The 11,902-nt window shown below is 74.3% G+C and carries 12 protein-coding genes; 5 read left to right on the top strand and 7 right to left on the bottom strand.

Translation table 11 applies throughout. From position 1 onward, the window contains the following. Positions 1–30 precede the first annotated feature (30 nt). Together ACFVXH_RS12025 and ACFVXH_RS12020 are read left to right on the top strand one after the other, a co-directional pair. Positions 31–1,356: an MFS transporter gene (locus ACFVXH_RS12025; protein WP_387822603.1), complete on the top strand. Its 1,326-nt coding sequence runs from the start codon at positions 31–33 to the stop codon at positions 1,354–1,356. Between the two features lie 9 nt (positions 1,357–1,365). Continuing rightward, positions 1,366–1,845 (top strand): macro domain-containing protein, encoded by a 480-nt coding sequence (locus tag ACFVXH_RS12020; RefSeq protein ID WP_049658671.1) that lies wholly within the window; start codon positions 1,366–1,368, stop codon positions 1,843–1,845. 70 nt (positions 1,846–1,915) lie between these two features. Here ACFVXH_RS12020 and ACFVXH_RS12015 read toward each other — a convergent pair whose 3' ends face one another. Further along, positions 1,916–2,488, bottom strand: a complete 573-nt coding sequence (locus ACFVXH_RS12015; protein WP_387822599.1) for a GNAT family N-acetyltransferase — start codon at positions 2,486–2,488, stop codon at positions 1,916–1,918. 180 nt (positions 2,489–2,668) lie between these two features. Between ACFVXH_RS12015 and ACFVXH_RS12010 the strand changes: the two genes are divergently transcribed. Further along, positions 2,669–3,487 (top strand): TetR family transcriptional regulator, encoded by an 819-nt coding sequence (locus ACFVXH_RS12010; RefSeq protein ID WP_375876611.1) that lies wholly within the window; start codon positions 2,669–2,671, stop codon positions 3,485–3,487. A 61-nt stretch (positions 3,488–3,548) separates the two neighbouring features. On the opposite strand, the gene ACFVXH_RS12005 is transcribed toward ACFVXH_RS12010, so the two are convergent. Together ACFVXH_RS12005 and ACFVXH_RS12000 are read right to left on the bottom strand one after the other, a co-directional pair. Beyond that, positions 3,549–4,829, bottom strand: coding sequence for a GNAT family N-acetyltransferase (locus ACFVXH_RS12005; protein ID WP_117488441.1), 1,281 nt, complete (start codon positions 4,827–4,829; stop codon positions 3,549–3,551). Between the two features lie 40 nt (positions 4,830–4,869). Then, positions 4,870–5,391: a GNAT family N-acetyltransferase gene (locus tag ACFVXH_RS12000; protein ID WP_380745196.1), complete on the bottom strand. Its 522-nt coding sequence runs from the start codon at positions 5,389–5,391 to the stop codon at positions 4,870–4,872. Positions 5,392–5,515: 124 nt separating this feature from the next. On the opposite strand from ACFVXH_RS12000, the gene ACFVXH_RS11995 reads away from it, so the two are divergent. Both ACFVXH_RS11995 and ACFVXH_RS11990 read left to right on the top strand, forming a co-directional pair. Next, positions 5,516–5,839: a hypothetical protein gene (locus tag ACFVXH_RS11995; protein WP_387822594.1), complete on the top strand. Its 324-nt coding sequence runs from the start codon at positions 5,516–5,518 to the stop codon at positions 5,837–5,839. Between the two features lie 122 nt (positions 5,840–5,961). Continuing rightward, entirely contained in the window at positions 5,962–6,390 is a 429-nt protein-coding gene (locus ACFVXH_RS11990; protein ID WP_387822592.1) for a type II toxin-antitoxin system VapC family toxin, read from the top strand. Here the strand turns inward: ACFVXH_RS11990 and ACFVXH_RS11985 are convergent. The 4 genes from ACFVXH_RS11985 to ACFVXH_RS11970 all read right to left on the bottom strand — a co-directional run bounded on the left by ACFVXH_RS11985 (position 6,375) and on the right by ACFVXH_RS11970 (position 11,727). Then, positions 6,375–7,670, bottom strand: a complete 1,296-nt coding sequence (locus ACFVXH_RS11985; protein WP_387822589.1) for a C40 family peptidase — start codon at positions 7,668–7,670, stop codon at positions 6,375–6,377. The genes ACFVXH_RS11990 and ACFVXH_RS11985 overlap by 16 nt on opposite strands. Positions 7,671–7,964: 294 nt before the next feature. Continuing rightward, positions 7,965–9,038 (bottom strand): hypothetical protein, encoded by a 1,074-nt coding sequence (locus ACFVXH_RS11980; protein ID WP_181970613.1) that lies wholly within the window; start codon positions 9,036–9,038, stop codon positions 7,965–7,967. Between the two features lie 89 nt (positions 9,039–9,127). Continuing rightward, a complete protein-coding gene (locus ACFVXH_RS11975; protein WP_259316639.1) occupies positions 9,128–10,954 on the bottom strand; it encodes a threonine/serine exporter ThrE family protein in 1,827 nt (608 codons plus the stop codon). A gap of 119 nt (positions 10,955–11,073) precedes the next feature. Next, entirely contained in the window at positions 11,074–11,727 is a 654-nt protein-coding gene (locus ACFVXH_RS11970; RefSeq protein ID WP_049659017.1) for a DedA family protein, read from the bottom strand. Positions 11,728–11,902 lie beyond the last annotated feature (175 nt).

Raw genomic sequence — 11,902 nt, 5'->3', positions numbered from 1 at the left:
ACCCCCTTCCCACCTGCTCACAGGAGCCCGATGCCCTCGCGCGCCCTCCTCACCTCCTACCGACGGCTGTTCGCGGCCCCCGGCGCCGTCGCCTTCACCCTGACCGGACTGCTCGGCCGGCTGGCGCTGTCGATGAACGGCGTCGCACTGGTGGTGCTGCTCTCCGAACGGCGCGGCTCGTACGGGCTGGCCGGGGCGGTCTCGGCGACCGGGCTGGTCACCGGCGCGATCGGGATGCCGCTGATCGGACGGCTGGTGGACCGGTACGGGCAGGCGCGGGTGACGGTACCGGCCGCGCTGTACAACGCCGTTCCGCTGACCGGCCTGCTGCTCTGCGTCCGGCTCGGCGCACCCGACTGGACGCTCCTCCTCTGCTCCGCGGCCTGGGCGGCGGCACCCAACCTCGGCGGCATGGCCCGCTCCCGCTGGGCGCACCTGCACCGGGACGACCCGGCCGCCCGGCACCTGGCCAACTCCTTCGAGCAGGCGCTGGACGAACTCTGCTTCATGGCCGGACCGGTGCTCGCGATGGTGCTCTGCACCACGTTCGCCCCGGAGGCCGGACTGGTCACCGCCGGCGCCCTCGGCACCACCGGCGCCCTGCTGTTCGCCGCCCAGCGGCGCACCGAACCGCCGCTGCCGCCGCCCGTCTCGGCCGGCTCTGTCGGCTCGGCCGACTCGGCCGGTTCCCCGCTGCGGGTGCCCGGGCTGCGGGTGCTGGTGCTGACCTTCCTGGCGACCGGCATGGTCTTCGGCGCGACCGAGATCACCACCGTGGCGTACGCCGACGCGCTCGGCCACAAGGCGTCGGCCGGCCTGCTGCTGGCCCTGGTCGCGGCCGGCTCCTGCCTGGCGGGGCTGCTGTTCGGACTGCTGGCCCCGCGTCGGGCGCCGGGCCCGCGCTTCCTGCTCGGCGCCACGGCGATGGTCGCGGTGCTGCTGCTGCCGCTCGCCGCCGGACTGGGCGGGGCCGGGCTCGGACTGCTCGGCGTGGCGCTGTTCGCGGCCGGCACCGCCACCGCGCCGACCATGGTGACGGGAATGACGCTGGTCCAGGAGCTGCTGCCGCGGCGGCAGTTCAACGAGGGGATGGCGATGGCGGTGTCCGGCATCGTGGTCGGCATCTCGGCGGGGGCGGCGCTCGCCGGGGCGGTCGCCGAGCGGGCCGCTCCGGGCACCGGCTACGCCCTGCCCGCCGCGGCCGCCGGGCTCGCGCTGCTGATCGCGCTGGCGGGACGGCGGCACCTGGCGACGCCGGGGGCAGCGACGACCGGTGGCACCTCGGACGGTGCATCAGGTGCGGCGGGTTCGGCGGCCGCGGATAATTCCGAGCGGATTGTCAGTGCCTCCCTCTAACGTCGAGGCATGGAGGAAATCACCTACGTCCGAGGCGATGCCACCACGCCGCACGGCAAGGGCGTGAAGGTGATCGCGCACGTCTGCAACGACCTCGGCGGCTGGGGCAAGGGCTTCGTGCTCGCGCTCTCCAGACGCTGGCCCGAGCCGGAGGCGGCGTACCGGCGCTGGCACCGGGAGCGGGCGACGAACGACTTCGGGCTCGGCGCCGTCCAGCTGGTGCGGGTCGATCCGCACGTCTGGGTGGCCAACCTGGTCGGCCAGCGCGGCATCCGGACGGGGCGCTCCACCGGGGTGCCCGTGCGGTACGAGGCGATCGACACCGGGCTGGACGCGCTGGGCGGGCACGCGCTCCGGCTCGGCGCCTCCGTCCACATGCCGCGGATCGGCTGCGGTCTGGCGGGCGGGCGCTGGGAGCGGGTCGAGCCGCTGGTCACCGCCCGGCTGACTGACCGGGGCGTCCCGGTGACGGTCTACGACTTCGACTGACCAGGCCGCTCCGGCGCCGCTTCCACGTCCACCGGTCCGTTCCTACTGATCCGTTCCCATCGGTCCGTTCCTACTGGTCCACCGGCTCCGGCCGGTCGGCCCCGGTCGCCACGCGCTCGGCCGGCCAGGCGTACACGTACTCGGGCAGCAGGAATCCGCCGGGGAACTCCCCCTCCTGCGCCCGGACCCGCTCGGCACCCTCGCGCTCGTAGAAGGCGATCGCGCGGGTGTTGTCCCGCAGCACCTCCAGGGAGAGTGCGGCCCCGGGGTGCCGCTCGGCGACATGGGCGCGGCCCGCGGTCAGCAGCTCGCGGCCGATGCCGCCACCGTTCAGGCCGGGGCGCACGTGCAGGTTGTCGATCAGCACCCCGCCGTCCGGCTGCGGGACGAGGTAGATGAACCCGACCACCGCACCGGCCCGTTCGGCGATCAGGAGCTCGGGCGTGTTCTCCGGCTCCCCGTAGTCGGCGTCCAGGCGCAGTTCCCACAGCTCGCGCCGCTGGGCCGCCATCCCGTCGCCCAGCCCCTCCTCCGGGACGATCCCCCGGTAGGTGGTGCGCCAGCTGTGGGCGTGCAGCTCGGCGACGGCCTCGGCGTCCCGCACTCCGCCGCGCCGAATGACGATCTGTCCTGAACTGATCATGTGACCAGCCTCCCACAGAGATGGAGTTGAACATGTTCAACCGAAGCGTCTACAGTTCCACTCAGCTTTTGAACGCGTTCGAAATTCGGGGGGTCATCGTGGTACCGGGTGCGGAGGGGGCATCCGGTGCCACGAACACCGACACCGGATGGAACGTCGTCTCCGGCTAGGCTCGTCCTCGTGGACGACCTGGCAGCGACGAACCGAACGGACGGCGGGAACGGCACGGCCGGGGCTCCGGCCGTGCCCGGACCGGAGGGCGGCCCCGCACCGGAGGGCGGGCCCCTGCCCGGCGGCCGGGCCCAGCCGAAGACCGACAAGAGTGAGGCGACCCGTGCCCTGATCCTGGAGACGGCCATGCGGCTGTTCCAGGAACGGGGCTACGAGAAGACCACCATGCGCGCCATCGCCACCGAGGCCGGCGTCTCGGTGGGCAACGCCTACTACTACTTCTCGGCGAAGGAATTCCTGATCCAGGGGTTCTACGACCGGATGACCTACGAGCACGCGGCCGACGCCAGGCGCCGGATGGCCCACACCCCGGACTTCTCCGAGCGGCTGCGGATCGCGCTGGACTCCTGGCTCGACACGGCCGCGCCGTACCACGAGTTCTCCGCGCAGTTCTTCCGCACCGCCGCCGACCCGACCAGCTCGCTGAGCCCGTTCTCCAACGAGTCCCACCCGGCCCGGGCGACGGCGGTCGAGCTGTTCCGCGACGTCCTCCAGGGCTCGGAGCTGGCGCCCAAGCTGGACGCCGAACTGGTCGAGCTGCTGCCGGACGTGCTCTGGCTCTACCTGATGATCGTGGTGCTGTACTGGGTCTTCGACCGCACCCCGGACACCGAGCGGACCAGGGAGTTCGTCCGGCGCTCGACGCCGCTCGCGGCGCGGATGATCAACCTGTCCCGCTACCGGGTCTTCCGGCCGATCGTCCGCGACGCCAAGGGCCTGATCCAGGACTTCATCCTGCCCACCATCGGCAAGGCGGCGGTCAAGTAGCACCCGCGACAACGCCGGAGGCCGGCCCGCGAACGGGTCGGCCTCCGGCGTGTGCGCGGGATCAGAACTCGGTCGGCGTCCAGGCCCGCAGCGGGGTGCGCAGCAGCAGGTCGGCGGCGGCGGCCGCGCCCGGGCGCAGTTCGGTGAGCAGGGCGGCCGCGGCCAGCCTCGACGCCGTCTCCGCGCCCAGGTAGAGCGAGCCCAACTCCGAGGCGCCGAGCGCGAGGTCGGCGTCGTCCGTGGTCCGGACGCAGCGGCCGGTGCCGTCCTCGGCCGTCTCCAGCGCCCAACGGCCGGAGGCGTAGCCGAGCCTGTCGTCGACCTCCAGCACCACCCGGCCGGGGGCGCCGTAGCTCCGGGCGCCGAACGCGGCCTCGACGTCCAGCACCCTCAGCCACACGAGGTCCCCGTTGCCCTCGTGCGGGGTGGCCGCGCGAGGGTCCTGGAGCAGCAGCGGCAGCGGGTCGTCCGGGGCGAGCTTGGGCACCTCGACCCGGGACACCCAGTCGACCGACAGCACCAGGCGCCACAGTTCGACGGCGGTGGGCAGGTCGAGGGCGATGAACTCGCTCACGGTGAGCTTGCAGTCGGGGTAGGCGCCGTCCCACTTGTTGGCGATCCGGTAGAGCACCAGGCCGGTGACCTCCCCGGCGGCGTCCCGGTGGACGGCGGCGAAGGGCTCCTTGAACTCGTCGCCCGGCGCCCGCACCTCGCCGGAGGTGCGCTCCCACCAGAGCGTGTCGCGCTCGATCGCCCCCGGCTGGGTGCGCCGCCAGCGCTCGTGCAGGTCTGCTCCCAGCTCGCGCAGCTCCGCCATGGTCACGAAGTCGGTCCGGCCGCCGGGGACGCCCGGCAGGCCCTCGCGCAGACCGCGGGTGCGGCGCAGCTCGATGTTCCAGCCGGCGCCCTGGGTGGCCGGGCCGAAGCCGAAGCGGCCGTAGATGTTGTACTCGGCGGCGGCCAGGATCGCGACCGCGCTGCCGCGCTCGGCGGCGGCCGCGAGGTCCCGCCGCATCATCGCGCTGAGCAGGCCGCGACGGCGGTGGGTGGCGGTGACCGCGACGTTGGTGATGGCGTCGGCCGGCACGACGGCCCCGCCCGGGACGGTCAGTTCGGTGTCGAAGCTGCGGAAGGTGGCGATCTGGCGCTCGCCGTCGAAGCCGGCCAGCATCCGGCCGGGCTCCCAGTAACGGCGGCGCAGGTCCTCCGCGACGGCCACCTCGGGGCGCAGGAAGCCGAAGTTGAGCGCCCGGTTCCACTCCGCGACCTCGTCCACCGAGACGGCCCGGACCTGGAGCCCGCTCACGGTGTCGACGGCCGCGTGATCGTTGCTGTTGCCCATGGGGCCACCGTACGGCGGCCTTTCGGGGGCGGCATCCGATTTATTCCGTGCGCGACCCGGTGTGCTCGCCCGGCACCACCACCCAGTGGTTGGTCCGCAGGACGCGGTCCGCGAAGTCCAGGTCCCGCTCGCCGAGCAGCCGGAAGCCGAGCGCCCGGCAGATCCCGTTGGACGGCCCGTTGGCCGTCCCCGGGTTGGCGTGCACCTCGCCCCAGCGGCCGTCCTCGGCGGCGGCGTCCAGCACCAGGCGGACGGCCGCCTTGGCGAGGCCGCGGCCCTGGTACTCGGGCAGCACCATCCAGCCGATCTCGGAGACCGGCACGCCGTCCTCCTCGTCCGACCAGAGCGTGACGACGCCCGCGGCCTCGTCGCCCCCGGCGCCGTCCGGCACGATCATCCTGATCCAGGCGCCGTCCGCGGCCACCTCGGCCAGGTCCTTGCGCAGCCGCGCCTCCACCTTCTCCCGGGGCAGCGGCCCGCCCAGCTCGGCCATCATCACCGGGTCGCACCGCATCCGGACGTACGCCTCGACGTCCCCCGCCCGAACATCCCGCAGCCGCATGACGCCTCCTCAGTGCCGGTCCGGCGGCCACGCTAGCGCGACCCGCCGACAGTGGCGTCCCGGCGGCCCGACCTGGCATCCTCGTGCCGGTTCAGGCACAAACGATCCGATTTCGGGGGGAACCATGGAGGACCAGTACGTCCGCCGGCTGAAGGACTACGAGAGCTGGTCGCTGGCGGCGAAGCTGGTCGGCGGGCTGACCGTGGCCGGCTGGCTCTGGGCACTGTGGCTGGTCTTCCTCCCGGCCGCGGGGATCTGCGGCACACCGGCCTTCTACGAGCCGACCGGCTTCCACATGGCGGAGGCCTGCGACTCCGAGATGATCGGGCGGATCGGCGGCGCGCTCGCCGTGTTCCTCGTGTCGCTCCCGTTCGCCGCCGCCTGGGGCTGGACCGTCGTGCGGCTGCGCGACAGCCGCCAGGCCCTGGCCGACCTGGCCGACCGGTAGCCCGCCGGAGCGGCGGCCTTCATGACGGCCTTCACGGCGGTCCTCGTGGCGTCCACCATCGGCGGCGCCCGCCGGAGTTGACTGGTCGGCGATCCCCGCGCCCCGAGGAGGCCGCCACCGCCATGGCCACGTACGTGATCACTCCGGAGGTGGCCCTCCACCTGGTCCGGGACGGGGCCGCGGCCCCCGCCGGGCACCAGCTGCCGGCCCCGACCCTGCTGCGCTCGCAGCTGCTGTCGCTCCTCTACGGGGCCGTCCGGCGGGGCGAGTTGGCCGAGCGGGACGCCGAACGCGCGCTCGACGCGGTGCGGGCGCTGCGGATCCGGCTGCTCGGCGACCGCGTCCTGCAGGCCACCGCCTGGCGGATCGCCGAGCGGCTCGGCCTGCCGGACACCCCGGACGCCGAGTACCTCGCGCTGACCCGGCTCCAGGCGGACGCCCTGGTCACGCTCGACCCCGGCCTCGTGGCCGCCGCCGAGGGGGTGGTGCCGACCGCCCCCGTCGAGGTGCTGACCGGCGCCCACCGGCCCGGGGGTCAGGGGCGGGCGTAGAAGTTCGGGGTGCCCATGATCCAGAGGCTGGCCTGCTTGACCGGCATGCCGGCCCGCGGGGCCTCGATCATCTGGTCGTCGCCGATGTAGAGCCCGACGTGGTAGATGTCGGCGGCGCGGCCGGTGTCGGTCCAGAAGACCAGGTCACCCGGGCGCAGCTGGCGGTAGCCGATCGGGGTGCTCTGGGCGTACTGGTCGGCGGCGAAGTGGTTGAGCTGTCGGCCGCCCTCGCGCCAGGCCATCATCGTCAGCCCGGAGCAGTCGTAGCCGCCCGGGCCCTCGCCGCCCCAGACGTAGGGCAGGCCGATCTTGGACTTGGCGAAGGCGATGGCGGCGGCCGCGCCCTCGGCGGACCACGGACGGGCGGGGGGCGGGGCCTGGGCCCTGGCAGCGGCGGCCGCTGCCGCCTCTGCCGCCGCCGCGGCCTCGGCTTCCCGGGCGGCCTGTTCGGCGGCGGCGCGGGCGGCGGCCTCGGCCTCGCGGGCGGCGATCGCCTCCAGGGCCTCGCGGCGCCGGCGTTCCAGCTCGACGGTGGTGTTCCGGGCGGCGGCCAGTTCGACGAGCAGCTGCTCGCGGCGCTGCCCGGCGGCGGCCACCTCGCTCTGCTGGGCGGCCAGCCGCTGTTCGGCCCGGGCCTTGGCCGCGCCGACCTCGGCGGCGGCCTTCCCGGCGGCCCCGGTGGCGGCCCGGGCCTCGGCGGAGGCGCGGCGGGCGGCGGCGGCCGTGGAGGTGGCGGCGTCCAGGATCTGCCGGGTGCGCTCGCTGACCTGGCCGACCGCGGCGGCGCGCTCGCCCGCCTCGCGCGGGCCGTGGGCGCCGAGCAGGGCGTTGAGGGCGGACAGTTCGGCGCCCGCGCCCTGCCGGTAGGTCTCGGCCGCGAGCCGGGCCGCGTCCTCTGCGGCGGCCACCCGCTCGGTCTCGGCGGCCGCGGCGCGCTGTGCGGCGGCGGCCTCCTCGGCGCGGGCCCGGGCGAGGGCGAGCTGGGCGCCGTTGTAGGCCTCGACGGCCTGTTCGGCGGTGCGCCCGGCCCGGTCCAGCTCGGCCCGGGCGGCGGTGAGGGCGGCCTCCAGGGCGGCGGCCGAGGAGGCCTTGCGCTCGGCCTCGGCCCGGGCCCGGTCGATCTCCTCGGTGGTCGGGTACGGCTCCTCGTCCGCGGGCCGGCCGACCGCCGGTACACCGGTGACGGGTTCGCCGAGCGCGGGGGCGGCCTGGGCGGCGGGAAGCAGTCCGAGCAGTGCGGTGAGGGACAACAGGAGGGTCGGCAGGAGCCTGCGAGCCACGCGACATCATCCCTTCTGACGGGTCCGGAGGGGACGGCGTCGGACGGTGCGCGGCATCGGGGCGGGCGGGCGACGGCCCGGCGGCCCGGTGGTGGCGGGGAGTCCGATGAATCATCCCATCACGTGACAGAACGGTCACATGACGCTCATGTTCTCAATTCCGGCAGGCTTCACACCTGGAAAAGTGCTCCGCCGGTCGGGTGACGATCAGATGATCTGACCAAATGTCGGCTCCGAGCAGGCGCCCGAGGCGGGCCGCGAAGGGCGGACGAGAGCGGGCGGCGGCCGGACGGACTACCGGCCGATCCGGCGGGTGTGCGTCCGCAGCCTGGGGTGCCGCGCGGGCCGGCTCTCCAGCCCGGTCGGACCGACGGCGAAGGCCCGGCTGCGCCCCGCCCGGACGGTACGGCGACGCTGCTGCGCCAGGCGGGAGCGGTCCGGACCGGGCCCGACCGCCGGGTCCGCCGCACCCGGGGCCCGCCCCGCCGTCCCGGCGGCTGCCGCCGAGCGGCGGTCGGCCAGTCGGGCCTGACGGCGGGCCAGCGCCCGGGCGGCGTGCGCGTCGAGGTGGGCGCTGGCCCGGGCGGCCATCCGCTCGGCCACCCGGTGCGCGGCCGGGTGGTTGGCGGGCACCTTGTCGGGGGCCCCGGCGATCAGGTCGAAGAGCCAGGTGCGGGCCCGGTCCGCGCGCCGGTGCAGCAGGCGCTCACGCCGCAGCGCACGCGCCCGGCGCCGGGGGCGCGTGGCGTACCGCCAGCGGGCCCAGGGGCTGCTCGGGCGGGCCAGCCGGATCGCCCCGATCCAGGACAGGCCGGGGACCATGATCCCGAGCAGGCCGGTCCACACCTTGCCCTTGAGCAGGGTGACCACCGAGGCCAGCGAGTTCACCGAGATGATCGTGATCAGCCCCCACCTGGTCTCCTCGCCGGGCACCACGCCGAGCGGCACGTACCCGACCAGCAGCAGGGAGGTGAACAGGATGCCGAAGATCACCGCGTCCACCGACTTGCGGCCCTGTTCGCTCCAGTACACGTCGTCCAGGTGCAGGATCAGCGCGAACTCGTCCAGCACCAGGCCGCAGCCGATGCCGAAGGCCAGCCCGAACCAGTCGATCCACGGGTGCCCGCCGTAGGTGGCGAACACCCCGATGCCGCCGAGCAGCAGGAAGCCCAGGCCGAACACCATGTGGTGGATGTGCAGGCCGCCCGGGGTCACGTTGCCCGGCCACCAGCGCACCTGGGCGCGGATCATCCGGACGCTGAACCGGATGAAGACGAAGGAGGTGATGAATCCGACCAGCAGCAGGAACAGCGGTTGCTTGTGCGCGGCGACGATGTGCTCGCGGTAGCCGTCCAGCAGTGTCGTCATGGGTCTTACCTTCGTTCCTGGTCCTGCGTCCTGCCTGCCGTGACGTGGCCCGGGGCCCACGTCTCCCCCAACACCGGGTCGCCGTCCGGTCAGAAGCCCCGGGTGCGCTTGGCCGCCCGGCGGGGCATGACCGGGTAGAGCGACGGGCGCTCGGCGCCGACCGGCAGCTTCAGGAACAGCCGGGCGATCTCCCCGCCGAGGTTCACCCCGACCGCCAGCGCCATCGCGATCGCCGCCGCCCGGAAGACCGACACCAGACCGGCGCTGGAGTGCCCCTGGGCGAAGGCGAGCATCCCGAGGTAGAGCGCCGATCCTGGCATCAGCGGGCCGATCGCGGCGGTCACGTACGGCAGCGCCGAACCGTTGCGGTAGCGCGCCATCAGCTGGCCGAACAGGCCGACCAGGCCGGCCGCCACACCGGTCGCCGCGATCGGGTTGACGCCCGCGTTGTACACCAGCGCGCCGTAGCTGGCCCAGCCGATGCCGCTGTTGACGGTGACCAGGGCCAGCGTCCGGCGGTCGGTCTGGAGCAGCGTCGCGAAGGCCAGGGTCAACAGCATCGCGGCGACCATCTGGACCGGCGGGTAGTTGACGCCCACCAGGCTCTCGTCCGGGCGCAGGTTCGCCTCGAAGCCGACCCCCAGGTAGAGGATCACCATCACCCCGATCACGATGCCCGCGACCAGGTAGACCACTTCCAGCAGACGGGCCGCGGCGGTGATGTAGAAGCCGGTCAGGCCGTCCTGCACGGCGGCGACCAGGGCGCGCCCGGGCAGCAGGGCGAACAGGCCGCCGGTGATCACGACCGAGCCGCGCAGGCCCCAGTCGTTGAGCGAGAGGATGATGCCGGAGGCCGCGGCCGGCATCGCGGCCGCCACGAACTGGTAGAACTCCGGCAGCCGGCGCTTGGCCAGGGCGGAGGCCAGCCGGTCGCCGAGGACGGCCGCGACGAAGGCGCTCGCGAAGACCAGCCAGGCCTTGTCGTCGATCTTCCCGCCGACCAGGAAGGTCGCCGCGCCGGCCAGCAGGCCGGTGGTCAGGGCGAGGAACCAGGCCGGGTACGGGTGCCGGTTGCGGCGCATCGCCGCGAGCCGGCGGTAGGCGTCGTTGACCGTCACCTGCTCCGCGGTGATGTCCGCGACCAGCGCGTACACCGCGTCGAGCCGGGTGTAGTCGGAGGTGCGGCGGCGCACCACGCGGTCGGCGGTGACCGGCGGCTCGACCAGCGAGGGCTGGTACGAGATGCCGATCAGGGTGAAGGTGACCTGCGGCTCGCAGCGGTCCAGCCGGTAGGCGTGCGCGATGCCGAGCATCGCCGCCTCGACGTCCTCGGCGGCCTCGCCGCTGGCCAGCAGCAGCTCGCCGATGCGCAGCGTCAGGTCGAGGATGCGCGGGACGTTGCGGGTGACGGCCGCGGAGGGGTGCATCTCGCGGGCGGTGCGCTCGAAGGCGGGGCGCTCGGACATCGGGGTGCGCAGCAGGGTGCGCATCCGGTCCGGCCAGGGCGCCTCGCCGGGGGCGCCGGCGGTCAGGTCCGGGACCGGGATGCCGGTGGGCGGGGTGTAGCCGGCCGCCCGCCACTCCTCGGGGGTGAGGGTGTCCTCGGCGACCGAGCGGCGGCGGACCGGGCGCTCGTCCTCGACCCGCCCGGCCTCGACCCGCCCGGCCACGGACGCGGGCACCGGCTCGGACACCCGCTCGGGCTCCGGGGCCAGCAGGCCCCTGGTCTCCGGGACGGGCGGCACGAGCGGCACGACGGTGGTGGGCTCGACCACCGGGGCGGGGTGGCCGAGCAGGCCCTCGGTGGGCGGGGCGTCGGCGGGGTGCACCGGCTTCGGGGACGCCTGCCGCGGCTGTCGGGCCGCCCGGCCTCCCCTCGCCCGCTTGCCCGCACCCGGTCGGCCCCGCTTAGGCACTTCCACTCCTTGCCGCCCCTGGCGGCCGCCGGCCACCGCTCGATCTCGGGTTACACCTTGCCTGATCGAACAGCCCGACGCACATGTACGCGGCGTCCCGTGGCCGGAGCGGCGGACGCCTACCCGGCGCGGTGCCGATCGGCGGCGGCCGCACCGGAGCGGCGTGCCCGCAGCAGCTCGACCGCCACCGGGATCACCGAGACCAGCACGATGCCGACCAGGATGGCCTCGATGTTGTCCCGGACGAACGGGATCTGCCCCAGGAAGTAGCCGAGCACGGTGACCCCGCCGCCCCACAGCACGCCGCCGACCAGGTTGAACACCACGAAGCCGCGGTAGTTCATCCTGCTCACCCCGGCCACGATCGGGGTGAAGGTGCGCACGATCGGCACGAAGCGGGCCAGCACGATCGCCTTGGGCCCGTGCCGGTCGAAGAAGGCGGCGGCCTTCTCCACGTTCTCCTGCTTGAAGACCCGGGAGTCGGGGCGGCGGAACAGGCTCGGGCCGACCTTGCGGCCGAAGAGGTAGCCGACCTGGTCCCCGGCCACCGCGGCGACCACGATCAGCGCGCAGACCAGCCAGAGCGGCTGGTGCAGGTAGGTGCCGCCGGCCACCAGCAGGCCGGTGGTGAACAGCAGCGAGTCACCCGGCAGGAAGAAGCCGATCAGCAGGCCGGACTCGGCGAAGACGATGGCCAGGATGCCGATCAGGCCGAAGGTGGAGATCAGGGTGGTCGGATCGAGCCAGGACGGGCCGAGGGCGAGGCTGGTCACGGTGCGGGCACTCCGAAGGTCGGGTCTTGGCAATGGAATGGTAAAGCATTGACAAAGACTCGGGGCGGCACCGGATGGTTCCCGTCGGACGGACGGACGCGGCGCGGGCAGGAAGCGGGCAGGGAGCGGGCCGCGCGGTGAGAGCCCGGGAACGCGTACGGCCCCGGCGGGGGCC

It is taken from the genome of Kitasatospora sp. NPDC058184, from assembly GCF_042883725.1.
Classification (GTDB): domain Bacteria; phylum Actinomycetota; class Actinomycetes; order Streptomycetales; family Streptomycetaceae; genus Kitasatospora.
The sequence above is the reverse complement of the archived record's forward strand: the minus strand, read 5'-3'. Positions and strand labels throughout refer to the sequence as shown.

Bases quoted from the DNA above. Each gene is read 5' to 3' on its own strand.
- ACFVXH_RS12025 (WP_387822603.1), top strand. From the start codon at position 31: ATGCCCTCGCGCGCCCTCCTCACCTCCTACCGACGGCTGTTCGCGGCC.
- ACFVXH_RS12020 (WP_049658671.1), top strand. From the start codon at position 1,366: ATGGAGGAAATCACCTACGTCCGAGGCGATGCCACCACGCCGCACGGC.
- ACFVXH_RS12015 (WP_387822599.1), bottom strand. From the start codon at position 2,488: ATGATCAGTTCAGGACAGATCGTCATTCGGCGCGGCGGAGTGCGGGAC.
- ACFVXH_RS12005 (WP_117488441.1), bottom strand. From the start codon at position 4,829: ATGGGCAACAGCAACGATCACGCGGCCGTCGACACCGTGAGCGGGCTC.
- ACFVXH_RS12000 (WP_380745196.1), bottom strand. From the start codon at position 5,391: ATGCGGCTGCGGGATGTTCGGGCGGGGGACGTCGAGGCGTACGTCCGG.
- ACFVXH_RS11995 (WP_387822594.1), top strand. From the start codon at position 5,516: ATGGAGGACCAGTACGTCCGCCGGCTGAAGGACTACGAGAGCTGGTCG.
- ACFVXH_RS11990 (WP_387822592.1), top strand. From the start codon at position 5,962: ATGGCCACGTACGTGATCACTCCGGAGGTGGCCCTCCACCTGGTCCGG.
- ACFVXH_RS11980 (WP_181970613.1), bottom strand. From the start codon at position 9,038: ATGACGACACTGCTGGACGGCTACCGCGAGCACATCGTCGCCGCGCAC.